The 19,192-nt window shown below is 57.1% G+C and carries 15 protein-coding genes and 1 pseudogene; 10 read left to right on the top strand and 6 right to left on the bottom strand.

The window, feature by feature from the left end; genetic code table 11:
• Positions 1-66: 66 nt before the first annotated feature.
• On the top strand, positions 67-837 hold the full coding sequence (locus HX793_RS28665; protein WP_016978726.1) for a lysophospholipid acyltransferase family protein: 771 nt from the start codon (positions 67-69) through the stop codon (positions 835-837).
• A 180-nt stretch (positions 838-1,017) separates the two neighbouring features.
• Here HX793_RS28665 and HX793_RS28660 read toward each other — a convergent pair whose 3' ends face one another.
• A complete protein-coding gene (locus HX793_RS28660) occupies positions 1,018-3,297 on the bottom strand; it encodes a CHASE2 domain-containing protein (protein ID WP_177053912.1) in 2,280 nt (759 codons plus the stop codon).
• Positions 3,298-3,300: 3 nt separating this feature from the next.
• Positions 3,301-3,481: pseudogene (locus tag HX793_RS31470) on the bottom strand (hypothetical protein); the annotation flags it as partial.
• A 257-nt stretch (positions 3,482-3,738) separates the two neighbouring features.
• Between HX793_RS31470 and HX793_RS28655 the strand changes: the two are divergent.
• A complete protein-coding gene (locus HX793_RS28655; RefSeq protein ID WP_016978724.1) occupies positions 3,739-4,461 on the top strand; it encodes a response regulator transcription factor in 723 nt (240 codons plus the stop codon).
• A 106-nt stretch (positions 4,462-4,567) separates the two neighbouring features.
• Here the strand turns inward: HX793_RS28655 and gyrB are convergent, their stop codons facing one another.
• The 4 genes from gyrB to dnaA are packed head-to-tail and all read right to left on the bottom strand — an operon-like array spanning position 4,568 to position 10,773.
• The gene (gyrB, locus tag HX793_RS28650; RefSeq protein ID WP_016978723.1) at positions 4,568-6,985 is read right to left on the bottom strand and encodes a DNA topoisomerase (ATP-hydrolyzing) subunit B; all 2,418 of its coding nucleotides are present in this window, start codon (positions 6,983-6,985) and stop codon (positions 4,568-4,570) included.
• Between the two features lie 4 nt (positions 6,986-6,989).
• Positions 6,990-8,093 (bottom strand): DNA replication/repair protein RecF, encoded by a 1,104-nt coding sequence (gene recF / locus HX793_RS28645; RefSeq protein ID WP_012721452.1) that lies wholly within the window; start codon positions 8,091-8,093, stop codon positions 6,990-6,992.
• A gap of 20 nt (positions 8,094-8,113) precedes the next feature.
• Complete coding sequence (gene dnaN, locus HX793_RS28640; protein ID WP_016970682.1) at positions 8,114-9,217, bottom strand: DNA polymerase III subunit beta; 1,104 nt, start codon at positions 9,215-9,217, stop codon at positions 8,114-8,116.
• A gap of 38 nt (positions 9,218-9,255) precedes the next feature.
• A complete protein-coding gene (gene dnaA, locus HX793_RS28635; RefSeq protein ID WP_177096658.1) occupies positions 9,256-10,773 on the bottom strand; it encodes a chromosomal replication initiator protein DnaA in 1,518 nt (505 codons plus the stop codon).
• A gap of 584 nt (positions 10,774-11,357) precedes the next feature.
• Between dnaA and rpmH the strand changes: the two genes are divergently transcribed.
• The 8 genes from rpmH to HX793_RS28595 all read left to right on the top strand — a co-directional run bounded on the left by rpmH (position 11,358) and on the right by HX793_RS28595 (position 19,187).
• Positions 11,358-11,492, top strand: coding sequence for a 50S ribosomal protein L34 (rpmH, locus tag HX793_RS28630; RefSeq protein ID WP_003213577.1), 135 nt, complete (start codon positions 11,358-11,360; stop codon positions 11,490-11,492).
• A 16-nt stretch (positions 11,493-11,508) separates the two neighbouring features.
• Positions 11,509-11,913, top strand: coding sequence for a ribonuclease P protein component (rnpA, locus tag HX793_RS28625; protein WP_016978720.1), 405 nt, complete (start codon positions 11,509-11,511; stop codon positions 11,911-11,913).
• On the top strand, positions 11,906-12,151 hold the full coding sequence (yidD, locus tag HX793_RS28620) for a membrane protein insertion efficiency factor YidD (protein ID WP_003213574.1): 246 nt from the start codon (positions 11,906-11,908) through the stop codon (positions 12,149-12,151). The genes rnpA and yidD overlap by 8 nt, the downstream gene beginning before the upstream one ends.
• A gap of 2 nt (positions 12,152-12,153) precedes the next feature.
• The gene (gene yidC, locus HX793_RS28615) at positions 12,154-13,836 is read left to right on the top strand and encodes a membrane protein insertase YidC (protein WP_016978719.1); all 1,683 of its coding nucleotides are present in this window, start codon (positions 12,154-12,156) and stop codon (positions 13,834-13,836) included.
• 79 nt (positions 13,837-13,915) lie between these two features.
• Complete coding sequence (mnmE, locus tag HX793_RS28610; protein ID WP_177053913.1) at positions 13,916-15,286, top strand: tRNA uridine-5-carboxymethylaminomethyl(34) synthesis GTPase MnmE; 1,371 nt, start codon at positions 13,916-13,918, stop codon at positions 15,284-15,286.
• A 551-nt stretch (positions 15,287-15,837) separates the two neighbouring features.
• On the top strand, positions 15,838-17,730 hold the full coding sequence (gene mnmG / locus HX793_RS28605; protein WP_177096656.1) for a tRNA uridine-5-carboxymethylaminomethyl(34) synthesis enzyme MnmG: 1,893 nt from the start codon (positions 15,838-15,840) through the stop codon (positions 17,728-17,730).
• Positions 17,727-18,371 (top strand): 16S rRNA (guanine(527)-N(7))-methyltransferase RsmG, encoded by a 645-nt coding sequence (rsmG, locus tag HX793_RS28600; protein ID WP_177096654.1) that lies wholly within the window; start codon positions 17,727-17,729, stop codon positions 18,369-18,371. The genes mnmG and rsmG overlap by 4 nt, the downstream gene beginning before the upstream one ends.
• 18 nt (positions 18,372-18,389) lie before the next feature.
• Positions 18,390-19,187 (top strand): ParA family protein, encoded by a 798-nt coding sequence (locus HX793_RS28595; RefSeq protein WP_016978715.1) that lies wholly within the window; start codon positions 18,390-18,392, stop codon positions 19,185-19,187.
• Positions 19,188-19,192: the final 5 nt, after the last annotated feature.

Raw genomic sequence — 19,192 nt, 5'->3', positions numbered from 1 at the left:
GAACAAGGATTGCTCGGGAGTGCGCTTTTAGCAGGCGGGCCGTGTCCCGCAACGGTAAATGCCGCCATGTCGATTTTGCAGGCCATCAGAACCTTTTTCTTTTACCTGCTGCTGGGCACCAGTTCGTTTCTCTGGTGCACCCTGAGCTTTTTTATTGCGCCCTTTTTGCCATTCAAGGCGCGCTATCGCTTTATCAACGTCTACTGGTGCCGCTGCGCGTTGTGGCTGACCAAGGTGTTCCTGAACATCCGTTTCGAGGTCAAGGGTGCGGAAAATGTCCCGGACCAGCCTTGCGTGATTCTGTCGAACCACCAGAGCACCTGGGAGACGTTCTTCCTGTCGGCGTACTTCTCGCCGCTGAGCCAGGTGCTCAAGCGTGAGCTGTTGTACGTGCCGTTCTTCGGCTGGGCCATGGCCATGCTGCGTCCGATCGCCATCGACCGTGATAACCCCAAGGCCGCGCTCAAGCACGTGGCCAAGAAGGGCGACGAGCTGCTCAAGGATGGTGTTTGGGTGCTGATCTTCCCCGAAGGCACACGTGTGCCCTACGGCACGGTAGGTAAGTTCTCACGCGGGGGTACAGCATTGGCGGTCAACGCGCATCTGCCGGTGCTGCCAATTGCGCATAACGCCGGCAAGTTTTGGCCAAAGACCGGCTGGGCTAAACGCGAAGGCACCATTACCGTGGTGATTGGCGAACCGATGTACGCCGAAGGTGAAGGACCTCGCGCCATCGCCGCGTTGAATGACCGTGCCCAGGCGTGGAATGAAGCCCAGCAACGGGCCATGGGTTCGCTGCCGCCGGAGCCGGTTGTAGTCGACACGCCGGTCATCTGAGCATCTGTGGATAACCTGTGCACGGTTTGTTGGCGAATCAGCTTTTTTGTCTTATAAGAAGCTGATTTACCTACATATTTCCCAAGCTCATAAAATCGCGGAAAAGGTGCATAAGTTTTTTTCGCATAAAAAAACCGGTCCTTGCGACCGGTTTTTTATGCACAGCATAAAGTACGTTTTTCAGTCTTCCAGCAACGGCAGTCGAATGCTGAATGTGGTGCCTTTACCCACCACACTTTCGCAAACGATGTGACCACCGTGACGCTCTACCACGGCCTTGACCATCGTCAGCCCCAACCCCAAGCCTTCGCTGCCCTGGGCCGAATCGAAGCGACGGTACTGGCTGAACAGCTCCGGCAGGTCCTCTGCAGCAATCCCCGGGCCCTGGTCACTGATACCGCACTCCAACCAGCCTTCTGCACTGCTGTGCCTCAACCTCACGGTCGTCCCGGAAGGTGAATACTTGATGGCGTTCTCCAGCACATTGAACAACGCCCGCGTGAGCAGTGACTGATCAGCCGACACCATGCCTTCATCCGCCTCGTCCAAGTCGTGAACCAGATGAATCCCCTTGAGCTGGGCAATCAGCGCCACTTGGTCAAAGGCATCCATGACCAGCATGGCAAACAGCGTCGGCTGGAACTGGTAACCGTCAGCCTCGGCTTTCGCCAGTTGCACGAAGGATTCGGTGAGGCCCAAGGCCCGACGAACCTGCTGTTCGATTTGGGCAAAAACTGGGGATTCACCGTTATGCACATCCAGCAGCGCAAGGATCGCTGAATGGGGGGCGCGCAGGTCGTGAGAGAGAAACCGCAACATCGTCTCGCGGTGTTGCTGGGCTTCGCGCTCCTTACTCAAATCCGTCAGGCTCAGCAGCCAACCGAGGGCGACGTCGCCTTCAGCCGGCAGCAAGGGTGCAAGCTCCATGCGCAGGCTGCGTTGGTGGATGTCTCGGAATTCCACAAGCTCCAGCACTGATAGGGCAGGGCGCACGCCATTGTGCAGCGGCGGGTAGCCCAGATCGGCCAGCTGCTCCAGCAGGTTATGGGTAACCAGCTCATTACCGAAAACTTCCCGCGCAATGCGGTTGGCCAGCAGGATATTGCCCTTGGGATCGGTAATCAGCGTCGCCACCGGCAGGCACTCCAGGCCATCGGCCATAAAGCGCCGTGTGTCACGCGTACGGCTTACAGCTTGCTCCAGGGCAAAGATACGCGCCTGCAGCACGTCGCCTTTACTGGCGGGTGCACGGCGGCGTTCGGGCAGGACTTTGGGTTCGTTGTCCAGACGTGCCAGTTCCCAGCCGAAGTAGGCGAGGATCACACTGAGGCGGCGCCAGTTCCAGATCAGGTAACTGAGCAGCAAGCCAATCAGACAGGCCGCAGGCGACCACCAGTGCCCCAGGCGCAACAGGGCCAGGGAACCGAGTAATGCGACGGCCATGCAGCCCAGCGTCATCCATAACGCATAGCGTGGGCGATAGAGCAGCAGGCCCAGTAGCAATGCCACCAACGAGGTCGCCATCAAGGCCGCGAGCCAGCCAGGCAGATCAACGATGCTGCGGCCTTGAAGCAAGCCATTCAGCACGTTGGCCTGGATCTCTACGCCTGCCGTGGTGCCAATCGTTGAAGACACAGGTGTGACGAAACGATCGCCCATACCGGATGCTGTCGACCCCACTAGAATCAGACGACCACGCAGTTGCTCGGGAGCGACTTCACCGCGTAGTACGCTGGCGTAGGACACGCTGGGAAAATGGGTATGGGTGGCAATAAACGGGATGCGAATAGCGTGTTCCCGATGCCAGTGCTCAGTGAGCGATTGCAGAGGCTCACCCGGCATTTCGGACAACTCGCCACTCATCTCATAGGCCAACCAGGCCAATTGCGGCGCCGTGGCCTCGGCCGGGCCTTCGCGCAGGTAGAGGCTGCGGACCACGCCATCGCTGTCCGCTTCAACATTGATATGGCCCAAGCCTTTGGCGCATTTGAGCAGCGGCATCACCTGCGTGTCCGGCTGGCTATAGTTCGCAGCCCCTTCACGCACCAGAGGCAGCAAGACATTGCCAGCGTTACAGACCGACTCGGCCAGGCGTTTGTCATTGGCAGGATCTCCAGGCTCACTGAAGATCACATCGAACAAAATGCCTGCGGGCTGCGCGGCGCTCAGGCGGTCGATCAGGTCGGCGTGCACGCTGCGTGGCCAAGGCCATCGGCCGAGCTTTTTCAGGCTGGAGTCATCGATCGTCACCAGCAAGACACGCGGATCGACTGGCAGTGGCGTGAGGCGACGCAGGCTGTCGTACAACGGATTATTCAAGGCAAGGCCAGGGCTCAGCGACAGGTAGGCGGTGATAGGCAGCAGCAGCAAACCTATCCACAACCACTCGCGCACCAGTCCGTGGAACAAGCGCTGAGCATGGGTGGGTTGGCGTTTCTCGGCCTTGCCCCAGAGCATCATCGGTCAACGCACCTGAGCAGTGGGTGTGTAGTAGAAGATGTCATAGACCCCGGTTTCTCCCTCAAGGCCGTTTTCGTCGTAAGCCGACAAGCGCACGTGAAGAACGAGGCTTTGAGCCCAGTGAAGCTCATTTTCGGCATGCTGGAAAAGTTTTCTGCTGGATGTTCATAAAGGCTCTGTCGGTGGGGGCGCTGCCAATCCCAGCGGATATCGGACATCAGTGCACAAGAGTTTACGGCAGCGCATGCGTCGGCTGATCCTTTTCCTCAGCGTCAGGAGCCGGTATCTTTCCCACATTGGTATCGAGGACTTTCAATGGGTTAACCGCTCATTGATCCCAGCGTATAGAGAGATCCGAGGGGTCGATGAATCTGCGCACAATTCTTCAGATTCAAACACTGGCCGACGGCTGCCGCACTCTTCAAATGAAAGGACCCACCCATGCGTGTCGCAATACTGGATGACGAGCCCGCCGAACTGCGCCGGGTGGAACAGACACTGCGACAAATCCCCAGCACCACCGAACAGCCCTGGTCCCTGCATTGCTTCGAACGTGGAGAAGACCTGCTCCGCCAACTGCGCCGGGAAACCTTCGACCTGCTGATACTCGACTGGCAATTGCCGGACATCACCGGGATCGCATTGCTGCGCTGGACCCGCGAACACATGGAGTCGCCGCCCGCCGTCATCATGCTCACCAGCCGTGATGCCGAGAGCGACATCGTCACCGCGCTCAACAGTGGCGCCGATGATTACGTCAGCAAACCTTTCCGTCCTAATGAACTGAAAGCACGGGTCGCGGCGGTTCTACGTCGGCATGGCCTGCAAAAGTCTGCCACCCACGAAGTGCAGAGTTTCAATGACTTGACCTTTGATGATGCTGAATTGACCGTGACCCGCGCGGGTGAACCCATCAACCTCACGGAGCGTGAGTACCGTTTGGCTAGCTGTCTGTTTGCCAACCTGGCACGCCCCCTTTCTCGCGAATACCTCTACGAGCGGTTCTGGACCCATGAAGAAATGGTGTCTTCACGGCCGCTGGATACGCATATCTACCGGCTACGAAACAAGCTGGGGCTGACGGCGGATCGGGGTTGGCAGCTGCTGACGATCTATGGGTATGGGTATCGATTGGAGAGTGTGGCGGCAGCTTCTCAAGGCTGATTACGCTGATGTTCCACGTGGAGCATTTTCAATTTCGCTGACTGTTACCCAATAAAAAAGGCCGACGCTAAGCGTTGGCCTTTTTAGTTTGGCAGGCTTACCGGGATCAGAAGTCCAGGTTGGACACCGCCAGGGCATTGCTTTCGATGAAGTCACGACGAGGCTCGACCGCATCACCCATCAGGGTGTTGAAGATCTGGTCCGCGCCAATGGCGTCTTCGATGGTCACACGCAGCATGCGGCGCTGTGCCGGGTCCATAGTGGTTTCCCACAACTGATCCGGGTTCATTTCACCCAGACCTTTGTATCGCTGGATGGTGTGGCGCTTGGTGCTTTCCGCCATCAGCCAATCAAGGGCTTCCTTGAATTCCTTGACCTGCTTCTTGCGTTCGCCACGCTGAATATAAGCGCCGTCGTCCAACAGGGTGCTCAGTTGAGCGCCCAGGGTCACCACGGTCTTGTAGTCATTGCTGCCGAAGAAGTCGCGGTTGAAGGTGACGTAGTTCGACAGGCCATGGGAGATCAGCTCGACCTCTGGCAGCCAGACGTTACGTTCACGGTCTTCACGCAGGCTGGCTTTGTACACCAGGCCAGACTTCTCGACAGTACGCAGGCGCACTTCGTACTGAGCCAGCCAATCTTGCATCGCTGCGTGATCGCCCAACTGTTCAAGGCTGACGGCCGGCAGGTAGATGAAATGCTCGGTCAGTTCCTGAGGGTACAGGCGCGACAGACGCTTTAGGGTCTTCATCACCATGCGGAAGTCGTTTACCAGACGTTCCAGCGACTCACCGGAAATGCCCGGTGCTTCGTCGTTCAAGTGCAGGCTGGCATCTTCAAGGGCCGACTGCGTCATGTACTCTTCCATGGCGTCGTCGTCTTTGATGTACTGCTCTTGCTTGCCCTTTTTCACTTTGTACAACGGCGGCTGAGCGATGTAGATGTAGCCACGCTCGATCAGCTCCGGCAACTGACGGAAGAAGAAGGTCAGCAGCAGGGTACGGATGTGCGAACCATCGACGTCAGCGTCGGTCATGATGATGATGTTGTGGTAACGCAGTTTGTCGATGTTGTACTCGTCACGGCCAATACCGCAGCCCAATGCCGTGATCAAGGTGCCGACTTCCTGGGAAGAAATCATCTTGTCGAAGCGAGCCTTCTCGACGTTGAGGATCTTACCTTTCAACGGCAGGATGGCCTGGGTGCGACGGTTACGACCCTGCTTGGCGGAACCGCCAGCAGAGTCACCTTCCACCAGGTACAGTTCGGAGAGGGCAGGGTCCTTCTCCTGACAGTCAGCCAGTTTGCCTGGCAGGCCGGCGATATCCAGCGCGCCTTTACGGCGAGTCATCTCACGGGCCTTACGCGCGGCTTCACGGGCACGTGCGGCGTCGATCATCTTGCCGACGACCAGCTTGGCTTCGTTCGGGTTCTCCAGCAGGAAGTCGGAGAAGTATTTGCCCATCTCCTGTTCCACGGCAGTCTTCACTTCGGAAGACACCAGCTTGTCTTTGGTCTGGGAGCTGAACTTGGGATCCGGCACTTTTACCGAGATAATCGCGGTGAGGCCTTCACGCGCATCGTCACCGGTGGTGGCGACTTTGTGCTTCTTGGCCAAGCCTTCGGCTTCGATGTAGGTGTTCAAGTTACGCGTCAGTGCGGAACGGAAACCCACCAAGTGAGTACCACCGTCGCGCTGAGGAATGTTGTTGGTGAAGCACAACAGGTTCTCGTTGAAGCTGTCGTTCCACTGCAGGGCGATTTCCACGCCGATGCCGTCTTCACGCTGGATGTTGAAGTGGAACACCTGGTTGACCGCAGTCTTGTTGGTGTTCAGGTATTCAACGAACGCACGCAGGCCGCCTTCGTATTTGAACAGCTCTTCCTTGCCGCTGCGTTCGTCCTTGAGGACGATACCCACACCGGAGTTAAGGAAGGACAGTTCACGAATCCGCTTGGCCAGGATGTCCCAGCTGAAGTGGATATTCTTGAAGGTTTCTGCCGATGGCTTGAAGTGGATCTGCGTACCGGTGGTTTCGCTGTCACCGACGATTTTCATCGGCTCTTTTGGAACACCGTGGATGTAGGTCTGTTCCCAGATCTTGCCACTGCGGCGCACGGTCAGGATCAGCTCTTCGGAAAGGGCGTTCACCACAGACACACCTACACCGTGCAAACCACCGGAGACTTTGTAGGAGTTGTCGTCGAACTTACCGCCTGCGTGGAGCACGGTCATAATGACCTCTGCCGCCGAAACGCCTTCTTCTTTGTGTACGTCTACCGGAATGCCGCGACCGTTGTCGCGCACGGTAATCGACTCATCCGGGTGGATGATGATGCTGATGTCGTCGCAGTGACCGGCCAGAGCTTCGTCGATGGAGTTGTCGACCACCTCGAACACCATGTGGTGCAGACCGCTACCGTCATCAGTGTCGCCAATGTACATACCGGGACGTTTGCGTACGGCATCCAAACCTTTCAGCACTTTAATGCTGGTCGAGTCGTACGTGTTTTCTTCGCTCATGCCTTCACTCCCGATGGTCGTGGGTCTGGGTGATACGGCCTTGTTCCACGTGGAACAAAGCGACTGGCGTTTCCGTCTGCCAGCCTTCCCTCAATAATTCGTGGTCTACACAGGTGATAAACACCTGGCAGCGTAATTCTTCCAACAAGCGGCATAGTGCGCGGCGGTGTTGCTCGTCGAGCTCCGACGGCAAGTCATCCACCAGATAAATACACTGACCGCGTCGGGCCTGGCTAACCAGATGGCCCTGGGCGATACGCAATGCACACACCACCAACTTCTGCTGACCACGGGACAAGATGTCCGCGGCATTGTGAGCACCTAATCTAAGACGCAAATCAGCCCGTTGGGGTCCGGCCTGGGTATGGCCAATTTGCTGATCCCGCTGCAGGGACGTCGCGAGCACTGCACTCAGCTCACGTTCTTTATCCCAACCACGGTAGTAACTCAGCGTCAGCCCCTCAAGATCCAACAACTCACTCAAGGTCTGTTCAAAGACTGGTTTCAAGGCTTTGATATAGGCACGGCGGTATTCATCTATTTCATCGCTGGCCAGGCACAGTTCCCGGTCCCAGGCCGCTTGCGAAGCGGCGTCAAGTGTACCATGCCGCAGCCATGAGTTCCGCTGCCGCAGGGCCTTCTGCAGGCGCTGCCAAGTGGCCATGAAACGCGGTTCCACGTGGAACACTCCCCAGTCGAGGAACTGCCTGCGGATTTTTGGTGCGCCTTCCAACAGACGGAAACTGTCGGGGTTGATCAATTGCAGCGGCAGGATCTCTGCCAACTGCGCAGCACTGCGTGCATTTTGCCCGTCAATGCGAATCTGGAACTCTCCGCCGCGATCACGGGATATCCCCAGACTGCTGTGCCCACCTTCAGCGAGTTCGACTTGGCCAAACACAGTGCACGCCAATTGCTCGTACTGAATCACCGGTAACAAGCGAGCGCTGCGGAAGGATCGGGCAAGCCCCAGCAGGTGAATGGCTTCCAGCACGCTGGTTTTGCCACTGCCGTTGGCGCCGTGGAGGATATTGATGCGGGGGGAGGGGGAGAAGGTCACCGGGTGCAGATTGCGCACCGCGGTGACCGAGACGCGACTGAGGGACATCTAGCTTCTGCTGAACATGATTACAGGCGCATCGGCATGACAACGTACGCCGAGTCGTCGTTGTCGGATTCCTGTACCAGGGCGCTGCTGTTGGAGTCCGACAGAATCAGGCGAACCTGTTCGGTGGTCATCACACCCAGTACATCCAGCAGGTAGCTCACGTTGAAGCCGATTTCCAGGGAACCACCGTTATAGTCGACGCCCACTTCTTCTTCCGCTTCTTCCTGCTCCGGGTTGTTCGCCTGGATTTTCAGCTGACCATTGGCCAGTTGCAGGCGAATACCACGGTACTTCTCGTTGGACAGAATCGCGGTACGGCTAAACGCTTCACGCAGCGCCTGACGATCACCCAGTACCAGCTTGTCGCCACCTTTAGGCAGCACGCGCTCGTAATCCGGGAATTTACCGTCAACCAGTTTGGAGGTGAAGGTGAACTCACCGGTGGTCGCGCGAATGTGGTGTTGGCCCAACACGATGCTGACGTTGCCTTCCGGCTCGGTGAGCAGGCGTGCCAGTTCAAGGATACCTTTGCGCGGTACGATCACCTGGTGACGGTCCGGCTGACCGATATCGGCGCGCATCGAGCACATGGCCAGACGGTGACCGTCGGTAGCCACGGCGCGGATGATGCCTTCCGACACCTCCAGCAGCATGCCGTTGAGGTAGTAACGCACGTCCTGCTGGGCCATGGCGAAGCTGGTGCGCTCGATCAAACGACGCAGTTTGCTCTGCTCCAGGCTGCAGGTCAGCGAGCCAGGGCCTTCTTCCACTGTCGGGAAATCATTCGCCGGCAACGTGGACAGGGTGAAACGGCTGCGGCCGGCCTTGACCACCAACTTCGCATCATCGACCTTGATGTCGATCAGCGCATCGTTCGGCAGGCTTTTGCAGATGTCCATCAGCTTGCGCGCCGGAACGGTGATCTCGCCGGGTTCGGCGGGCTCTTCCAGCTGCACACGACCAACCAGCTCGACCTCCAGGTCAGTACCGGTCAAGGACAATTGCTGGCCTTCGACTACCAGCAATACGTTGGAAAGCACCGGCAAGGTCTGTCGGCGCTCGACGACGCCTGCGACCAGTTGCAGGGGTTTCAACAGGGCTTCGCGTTGAATGGTGAAATGCATGGTCTAGTCCCTTGCCTTAATAAGCTGCGCTGGTGTCATCAAGTGGTCAGTGTACGCAGCAGGTTCTTGTAGTCCTCGCGAATATCCGCGTCGGATTCCTTAAGTTCATTGATCTTGCGGCACGCGTGCAAGACAGTAGTGTGGTCGCGTCCGCCAAACACATCACCGATTTCCGGCAGGCTGTGGTTGGTCAGCTCTTTGGAGAGCGCCATGGCCACCTGCCGAGGACGTGCCACCGAGCGCGAACGGCGCTTGGACAGCAAGTCGGAAATCTTGATCTTGTAGTACTCGGCCACGGTGCGCTGGATGTTATCCACACTCACCAGTTTGTCCTGCAGTGCCAGCAAGTCCTTCAGGGATTCGCGAATCAGCTCGATGGTGATGTCGCGGCCCATGAAGTGAGAGTGCGCGATGACCCGCTTGAGCGCGCCTTCCAACTCACGCACGTTGGAGCGGATGCGTTGAGCGATGAAGAACGCCGCATCGTGGGGCAAGTCGACCTTGGCCTGGTCGGCTTTTTTCATCAGGATCGCAACGCGGGTTTCCAGCTCCGGCGGCTCTACCGCAACGGTCAGGCCCCAGCCGAAGCGAGATTTCAGACGTTCTTCCAGGCCTTCGATTTCTTTCGGATAACGGTCGCTGGTCAAGATGACCTGTTGGCCACCTTCGAGCAGGGCGTTGAAGGTGTGGAAGAACTCTTCCTGGGAACGCTCTTTGCGGGCAAAGAATTGAATGTCATCGATCAGCAACGCATCAACCGAGCGGTAGAACCGTTTGAACTCGTTGATGGCGTTGAGCTGCAAGGCCTTGACCATGTCAGCCACGAAGCGCTCCGAGTGCAGGTACACGACCTTGGCATTCGGGTTCTTCTTTAATAGGTGGTTACCCACAGCGTGCATCAAGTGGGTCTTACCCAAGCCAACACCGCCATAAAGGAAGAGCGGGTTGTAACCGTGCTTGGGGTTGTCGGCGACCTGCCAGGCGGCGGCGCGAGCCAGCTGGTTGGACTTACCTTCGACGAAGTTCTCGAAGGTAAAGGTGCGGTTCAGGTAGCTGGTGTGCTTGAGCGCGCCTTCGACCTGCACGGTGCGCTGCTCGGCGCGGACCGGGGCTTGCTGGGAGGCTGCGCCTGCCATCGGGTCGAAGCTGTCGCGAGACGGCTCTTCATTCTCTACTGCATTTTTTTGCGCAGAAGACTTGGAGGGCACTGGTGCAGGCGTCGGCGCACTGACAGCAGGTGCTGCTGCCGCCTGGGCTTGCGACGCAGCCGCGGCCAATGGCGCATTCGGCGCAGCGCGAGGCGCCGAGCTACGTTTGCTGCCTATTAATAAAGAGAGAACAGGCGCGAGGCCGTTGCCATGTTCATCGAGCAATTCGAGAACGCGGCTCAGGTACTTCTCGTTGACCCAGTCGAGAACAAAACGATTGGGCGCGTAGACACGCAACTCGTCGCCTTCGGCTTCGACCTGTAGCGGACGGATCCAGGTGTTGAATTGCTGGGCAGGCAGCTCTTCGCGCAAAAGCTCCACGCACTGCTGCCAAAGTTCCACTGACACGGATATCCCCTAAGTTGAAAGCCGGTGAGGCAAAAACAGCCGCCATTGTAGCGGCGAGCCGCCCACTTATCCACATGTAGCTTGATCACAGGCCGGCCAAAATCAACGTCTTAACGGTAATAAAGGCGACCAATGGTATGTGCATAAGCTCTGTGGATAAGCCTACCTAAGGTCGTTGTACAAGTGGGGGCGAAAGTATGTGGGTAACTGGCCTGTGGATAACAACCCATTCCACACACAGCTTATCCGACAGCGCAGCACAGGCAGAGCACCGTTTCTCCCCCGTGTTGTCATTCTCTGTACATCAGGTGGAATATGGCCTCAAGGCAGTTATCCACAGATGAGGGCCTGCCTAGCTTTTATAAGCTTTACAGAAAAGCTTTAAATAACTTCCTTCTTTATTTTTATATCTATGCCCTGACCAGGGAAAGCCGAGCGGACAGAAAAGGCAGATGGGCGGTAGATATCTAATTAAAGGAAAAGCTGGTTGGAAATTGACCTAGAGGCTTGCTTTCTCTAGAATCGCCGGTCTCTTAAAACGGGGGCCATTCCGGCCCGTTGTGGACGAACCAGGTAACAACGCCATGAAACGTACTTTCCAACCAAGCACCATCAAACGCGCCCGTACCCACGGCTTCCGTGCTCGCATGGCCACCAAGAACGGCCGTGCTGTCCTGTCGCGTCGCCGCGCCAAAGGTCGTGCGCGTCTGGCAGTTTGATAATCCGGTACTGGTGGTGAGTCAGGACTTCAGTCGGGAAAAGCGTCTGCTAACCCCCCGGCATTTCAAGGCAGTCTTTGACTCCCCCACCGGCAAGGTTCCGGGGAAAAATCTCCTGCTCCTTGCGCGTAACAACGATCTTGATCACCCCCGTCTCGGGTTGGTGATCGGCAAGAAGAGCGTAAAGCTCTCCGTTGAGCGCAATCGCCTCAAGCGTCTGATGCGCGAATCGTTTCGCCTCCACCAGGACACTCTGGTTGGTTGGGATATTGTTATCGTCGCGCGCAAAGGCTTGGGTGATGTAGAAAACCCCGAATTGATTCAGCATTTCGGCAAGCTCTGGAAACGTCTGGCGCGTACCAACAAACCAGCTCCAGTAGCCAACACCGAAACTGTAGGGGTAGACAGTACCGATGCGTAAACTGGCCCTCGTTCCGATCCAGTTTTATCGCTATGCCATTAGTCCTCTGATGGCCAACCACTGTCGTTTCTATCCCAGTTGTTCCTGCTACGCGTTAGAGGCCATAGAAAATCATGGTCTTCTGCGCGGTGGCTGGCTGACCTTTCGTCGTTTAGGTCGCTGTCATCCGTGGAATCCCGGTGGTTATGACCCGGTTCCACCTATCCCTACCTCCCGTTCTTCTTCGATGGCCGAGTAATCATGGATATTAAACGCACGATCCTGATCGTCGCCCTGGCAATCGTGTCCTACGTCATGGTTCTTCAGTGGAACCAGGACTATGGCCAAGCTGCCCTGCCGACTCAGAATGTTGCTACCAATCAGGCTGCGCCGGCTATTCCGGACACCCCGCTGGGTAACAATGCGTCCGCGAGTGCCGATGTTCCCAGCGCGAATGGCGAGACAAGCGCCCCTTTAGAAACGCCAGTGGTCACCAATAAAGACCTCATCCATGTCAAAACGGATGTGCTTGACCTGGCTATCGACCCACAAGGTGGTGATATCGCGCAGTTGAAACTGCCGCTGTATCCACGTCGCCAAGACCATCCGGATGTTCCGTTCCAACTGTTCGATAACGGTGGTGAACGTACTTATCTGGCGCAAAGTGGCCTGACCGGCACCAACGGTCCAGATGCTCGTGCTACCGGTCGTCCGGTTTATTCGACGGAGCAGAAGACTTATCAACTGGCTGATGGCCAGAACCAGTTGAACGTTGACCTGAAATTCAGCCTCGACGGCGTCAACTACATCAAGCGTTTCAGCTTTACCCGTGGTCTGTACGACTTGAAGGTCACTTACCTGATCGACAACGAAAGCGACAAACCATGGAGCGGCAACCTGTTTGCCCAGCTCAAGCGTGACGCCAGTTCCGATCCTTCTTCCAGCACTGCCACCGGCACCGCGACTTACCTGGGCGCCGCCCTGTGGACAAGTAACGAGCCGTACAAAAAAGTGTCGATGAAAGATATCGACAAGGGCTCGCTGAAAGAAACCGTCCAAGGTGGTTGGGTAGCCTGGCTGCAACACTACTTCGTGACCGCATGGATCCCGAGCAAGGGTGACGCGAACCTGGTTCAAACCCGCAAGGACAGCCAAGGCAACTACATCATTGGCTTCACTGGCCCGGCGTTGACCGTCGCACCCGGTGCCAAGGCTGAAACCAGCGCTACCCTGTACGCCGGCCCGAAAAGCCAGGCTGTGCTGAAAGAGTTGTCCCCAGGTCTGGAACTGACTGTGGATTACGGCTTCCTGTGGTTCATCGCCCAGCCGATTTTCTGGTTGCTGCAACATATCCACAGCATTGTGGGTAACTGGGGCTTCTCGATCATCTTCCTGACCATGCTGATCAAGGGGATCTTCTTCCCTCTGTCGGCAGCCAGCTACAAGTCGATGGCGCGCATGCGTGCCGTGGCCCCGAAACTGGCGGCGCTGAAAGAACAACATGGCGATGACCGGCAGAAAATGTCGCAGGCCATGATGGAGCTGTACAAGAAAGAGAAGATCAACCCGCTGGGTGGATGCTTGCCGATTCTGGTGCAGATGCCGGTATTCCTGTCGCTGTACTGGGTACTCCTGGAAAGCGTGGAAATGCGCCAGGCACCGTTCATGCTGTGGATAACTGACCTGTCGATCAAAGACCCGTTCTTTATCTTGCCGATCATCATGGGCGCGACCATGTTCATCCAGCAGCGTTTGAACCCGACTCCGCCGGATCCGATGCAGGCCAAGGTGATGAAAATGATGCCAATCATCTTCACCTTCTTCTTCCTGTGGTTCCCAGCGGGTCTGGTTCTGTACTGGGTGGTCAACAACGTGTTGTCGATCTCTCAACAGTGGTACATCACGCGTAAAATCGAAGCGGCTACCGCAAAAGCCTCTGCGTAATTTACTCTGTGGATAACCACTCAAGACGCCCCCTAGTGGGGCGTTTTGCTTTCCGTCACTTTAGTTCTGGAACCTGCTGATGAGCGCTCCTCGTGAAACCATCGCTGCTGTCGCTACCGCTCAAGGTCGCGGCGGTGTCGGTATCGTACGTATCTCCGGACCGCTCGCCGGCAAGGCGGCCGAGGCTATCAGCGGCCGCGAATTGAAGCCGCGATATGCCCATTACGGGCCATTCCTCGATGTCGACAAAAGTGTGTTGGATGAGGGGCTGGCCATTTACTTCCCTGGACCAAACTCATTCACTGGCGAAGATGTCCTGGAACTGCAAGGTCACGGCGGCCCGGTGGTGCTGGATATGTTGTTGCAGCGTTGCCTGCAATTGGGCTGCCGCTTGGCTCGCCCAGGAGAGTTCAGTGAACGCGCCTTCCTGAACGACAAACTCGACCTGGCCCAGGCCGAAGCCATTGCTGACTTGATCGAAGCCAGTTCTGCACAGGCGGCACGCAATGCACTGCGTTCGCTGCAGGGCGCGTTTTCCCTGCGTGTGCATAACCTGACCGAGCAGTTGATCAGCCTGCGTATCTACGTCGAGGCGGCGATTGATTTCCCGGAGGAAGAAATCGACTTTCTCGCTGATGGCCACGTCTTGGCGATGCTGGATAAAGTGCGCGATGAGTTATCCACAGTACTGCGTGAAGCCGGGCAGGGCGCTTTGTTGCGCGATGGCATGACCGTGGTGATTGCCGGTCGGCCCAATGCCGGCAAATCCAGCCTGCTCAACGCCCTGGCGGGGCGTGAAGCGGCGATCGTCACCGAGATTGCTGGCACGACGCGGGATATCTTGCGTGAACATATCCACATCGATGGCATGCCCCTGCACGTGGTCGACACCGCCGGCTTGCGTGATACCGATGACCAGGTGGAAAAGATAGGCGTGGAACGTGCGCTCAAAGCCATTGGCGAGGCGGATCGAGTGCTGTTAGTGGTCGATGCTACCGCGCCCGAGGCTGTGGATCCTTTTGCACTGTGGCCGGAATTCCTCGAGCAACGGCCGGACCCCGCCAAAGTCACCTTGATCCGTAACAAGGCCGACCTGACCGGGGAAGCCATTGCCATGGAAACCAGCACTGATGGCCATGTCACCATCAGCCTGAGCGCTAAAGCAGCGGGGGATGGCCTGGAACTGCTGCGCGAGCACCTCAAGGCCTGCATGGGCTACGAGCAGACCTCAGAAAGCAGCTTCAGTGCACGCCGCAGGCATCTGGAGGCGTTGCGCCATGCGAGCGCAGCGTTGGAGCACGGCCGGGCACAGCTGACCTTGGCGGGCGCAGGGGAGCTGCTGGCTGAAGATTTACGTCAGGCGCAGCAGCTATTGGGTGAAATCACCGGTGCATTCAGCTCCGACGATTTACTGGGGCGGATCTTTTCCAGCTTCTGCATCGGTAAATAACCCCTCGTTTCCCATAGACAGGCCATTCGCGCCTGTCTATTTCGCCCACTTCAGGGCATTCCAATCCATTTTTTGAATGACCACCCAGGTTGTGGCGGCTTTTGCGTGGGCGTAATTTGGTCGTGTTGGCACTTTTCTGTGGATTAAGCCCTGTGAATAACCGCCTCTGTGCCCAGTTGATAACAGGGCCTGAAACCTGAGTAAAAACCCGCCTGTGGATAAGCGCCTGTTTAATCCACAGGCTTAAAGCACTTATCCAAGCCCCTCATTGGCACATGACCACAGACTTTTGAATCGCTGTACACAAGGTGAACAAAGGCCTGTAGAGATCTATCCACAGAAAGGTAGCTACATAGAAATAAACATAAAAACAAAGATCTAATAAATTTCTCTCTTTTAATTTCTATTGTCTGTGATTCATCCACAGCTGGTTAAATTTTGTGCAAAGGGTTCTTTAGGAAGGGCTAAGTCCCTATACTTGCCGCCAAAGCTCTAAAACTCTTTCAACAGACAATTCCTGATTACCTACATAAGCAGGCACGAGGTGCGTGGTGGATTTCCCTTCCCGTTTTGAAGTGATCGTCATCGGCGGCGGTCATGCCGGTACCGAGGCAGCACTGGCGTCAGCACGCATGGGCGTAAAAACCCTGTTGCTCACGCACAACGTGGAGACCCTCGGTGCAATGAGTTGCAACCCCGCTATTGGTGGGATCGGCAAAAGCCATCTGGTCAAGGAAATCGATGCCCTTGGCGGCGTGATGGCTATGGCCACCGATAAGGGTGGTATTCAATTTCGTGTGCTCAACAGCCGCAAAGGCCCAGCCGTACGGGCTACCCGAGCTCAAGCCGACCGCATCCTGTACAAGGCGGCCGTGCGCGAAACCCTGGAAAACCAGCCGAACCTGTGGATATTTCAACAAGCCGCAGATGATCTGATCGTCGAACAAGACCAGGTACGCGGTGTTGTCACGCAAATGGGCCTGCGTTTCTTCGCGGAATCCGTGGTGTTGACCACCGGCACGTTCCTCGGCGGACTTATCCACATTGGTATGCAGAACTATTCCGGCGGTCGCGCTGGTGATCCGCCGTCGATTGCTTTGGCAAAACGCCTGCGTGAATTACCGCTGCGTGTCGGCCGCCTGAAAACCGGGACTCCGCCGCGTATCGACGGGCGTTCTGTGGATTTCTCGGTGATGACCGAACAAGCCGGAGATACGCCGATTCCGGTCATGTCGTTCATGGGCTCCAAAGAGCAGCACCCGAAACAGGTGAGCTGCTGGATCACCCACACCAATGCCCGCACCCACGAAATCATTGCCGCGAACCTCGATCGTTCGCCGATGTACTCCGGGGTGATCGAAGGTATCGGCCCGCGTTACTGCCCGTCGATCGAAGACAAGATCCACCGCTTTGCCGACAAGGAAAGCCACCAGGTGTTCATCGAGCCCGAAGGCTTGACCACCCATGAGCTGTACCCGAACGGCATTTCGACTTCCCTGCCGTTCGACGTGCAAATCCAGATCGTGCAATCGATCCGCGGCATGGAAAACGCACACATCGTGCGTCCGGGCTACGCCATCGAATACGACTATTTCGACCCGCGCGACCTGAAGTACAGCCTGGAAACCAAAGTGATTGGCGGGCTGTTCTTCGCCGGCCAAATCAACGGCACCACCGGTTACGAAGAAGCCGGCGCCCAAGGTTTGCTGGCCGGGACCAACGCTGCATTGCGTGCACAGGGCAAAGACAGCTGGTGCCCGCGTCGCGACGAAGCGTATATCGGCGTATTGGTCGATGACCTGATTACCCTGGGCACCCAGGAACCGTACCGGATGTTCACTTCCCGGGCGGAATACCGTTTGATCCTGCGTGAAGACAACGCCGACCTGCGCTTGACCGAAAAAGGTCGCGAACTCGGACTGGTCGATGATGTGCGTTGGGAAGCCTTCTGCAAAAAACGCGAAAGCATTGCATTGGAAGAGCAGCGCCTGAAAAGCACTTGGGTTCGACCTGGCACTGAACAAGGCGACGCGATCGCTGAAAAATTCGGCACGCCGCTGACCCACGAATACAACTTGCTCAACCTGCTGTCCCGTCCGGAAATCGACTACTCTGGTCTGGTCGAAGTGACCGGCCAGGGCGCAGAAGATCCACAGGTCGCCGAGCAGGTCGAAATCAAGACCAAATACGCCGGTTACATTGACCGCCAACAGGATGAGATCGCTCGCCTGCGCGCCAGTGAAGACACCAAGCTGCCTGCGGATATCGATTACACCGGAATTTCCGGGCTGTCGAAAGAAATCCAGAGCAAGCTGGGGATAACTCGTCCCGAGACATTGGGCCAGGCTTCACGTATTCCCGGCGTCACCCCGGCAGCCATTTCGCTGTTGATGATTCATTTGAAAAAACGCGGCGCGGGCCGTCAGTTGGAGCAAAGCGCTTGAGTTCGTTGGTCACCTCGCAACACGCAGAAGAGTTATCCACAGGCGCGCGCCAATTGGATGTCGACCTGACCGAAACCCAGCACGAGTTGCTGTTGGGGTATTTGGCGTTGTTGATCAAATGGAACAAGGCTTACAACCTGACCGCGGTGCGTGATCCCGACGAAATGGTGTCTCGTCACTTGCTCGACAGCTTGAGCGTGATGCCATTCATCGAGAACGGTCGCTGGCTCGACGTCGGCAGTGGCGGTGGCATGCCGGGGATTCCCCTGGCCATCCTGTTTCCCGAGTCCCAAGTGACCTGCCTGGACAGCAACGGCAAAAAAACCCGCTTCCTGACCCAGGTCAAACTCGAACTCAAGCTGGACAACCTGCAAGTTATCCACAGTCGCGTCGAAGCCTTCACGCCTGAACAGCCTTTCAACGGAATTGTTTCCAGGGCGTTCAGCAGCATGGAGAACTTCAGCAACTGGACCCGCCACCTCGGCGACCGCGATACCCGCTGGCTGGCAATGAAGGGCGTCCATCCAAGCGATGAGCTGTTAGCATTGCCGGCAGACTTCCACCTCGATAGCGAACACGCCTTGGCTGTACCCGGTTGCCAAGGCCAACGCCATCTGCTGATACTGCGCCGCACGGCATGATTGGGAACACAAGCAAGAATGGCTAAGGTATTCGCGATAGCGAACCAGAAAGGTGGCGTGGGCAAAACCACCACCTGCATCAACCTCGCAGCATCCCTGGTCGCCACCAAGCGCCGGGTGCTGTTGATCGATCTCGATCCACAGGGCAACGCCACCATGGGTAGCGGTGTGGATAAACACGGCCTGGAAAACTCGGTCTACGACTTGCTGATTGGCGAGTGCGACCTGGCCCAGGCCATGCACTACTCCGAACACGGCGGTTATCAACTGCTGCCGGCCAACCGCGATTTGACCGCGGCGGAAGTGGTGCTGCTGGAAATGCAGATGAAGGAAAGCCGTCTGCGTAGCGCCTTGGCGCCGATCCGCGAGAATTACGACTACATTTTGATCGACTGCCCGCCGTCACTGTCGATGCTGACTTTGAATGCGCTGGTGGCCGCCGATGGGGTCATTATCCCCATGCAGTGCGAGTACTACGCACTGGAAGGGTTGAGCGACCTTGTGGATAACATCAAGCGTATCGCCGAGTTGCTCAACCCGAACCTGCAGATCGAAGGCCTGCTGCGGACCATGTTCGATCCGCGCTTGAGCCTGATGAACGATGTGTCGGCGCAGCTCAAGGAACACTTTGGTGATCAGCTTTACGACACCGTGATCCCGCGCAACATCCGTCTGGCCGAAGCGCCAAGCTACGGCATGCCCGCGCTGGCGTACGACAAGTCCTCGCGTGGCGCCATTGCCTACCTGGCCCTGGCCGGCGAGATGGTTCGCCGCCAACGCCGCAACTCACGCACCGCTGCAGCCCAGCCAACTTAAGGAAT

It is taken from the genome of Pseudomonas reactans (genome assembly GCF_013387025.1).
Lineage (GTDB): Bacteria > Pseudomonadota > Gammaproteobacteria > Pseudomonadales > Pseudomonadaceae > Aquipseudomonas > Aquipseudomonas reactans.
The sequence above is the reverse complement of the archived record's forward strand: the minus strand, read 5'-3'. Positions and strand labels throughout refer to the sequence as shown.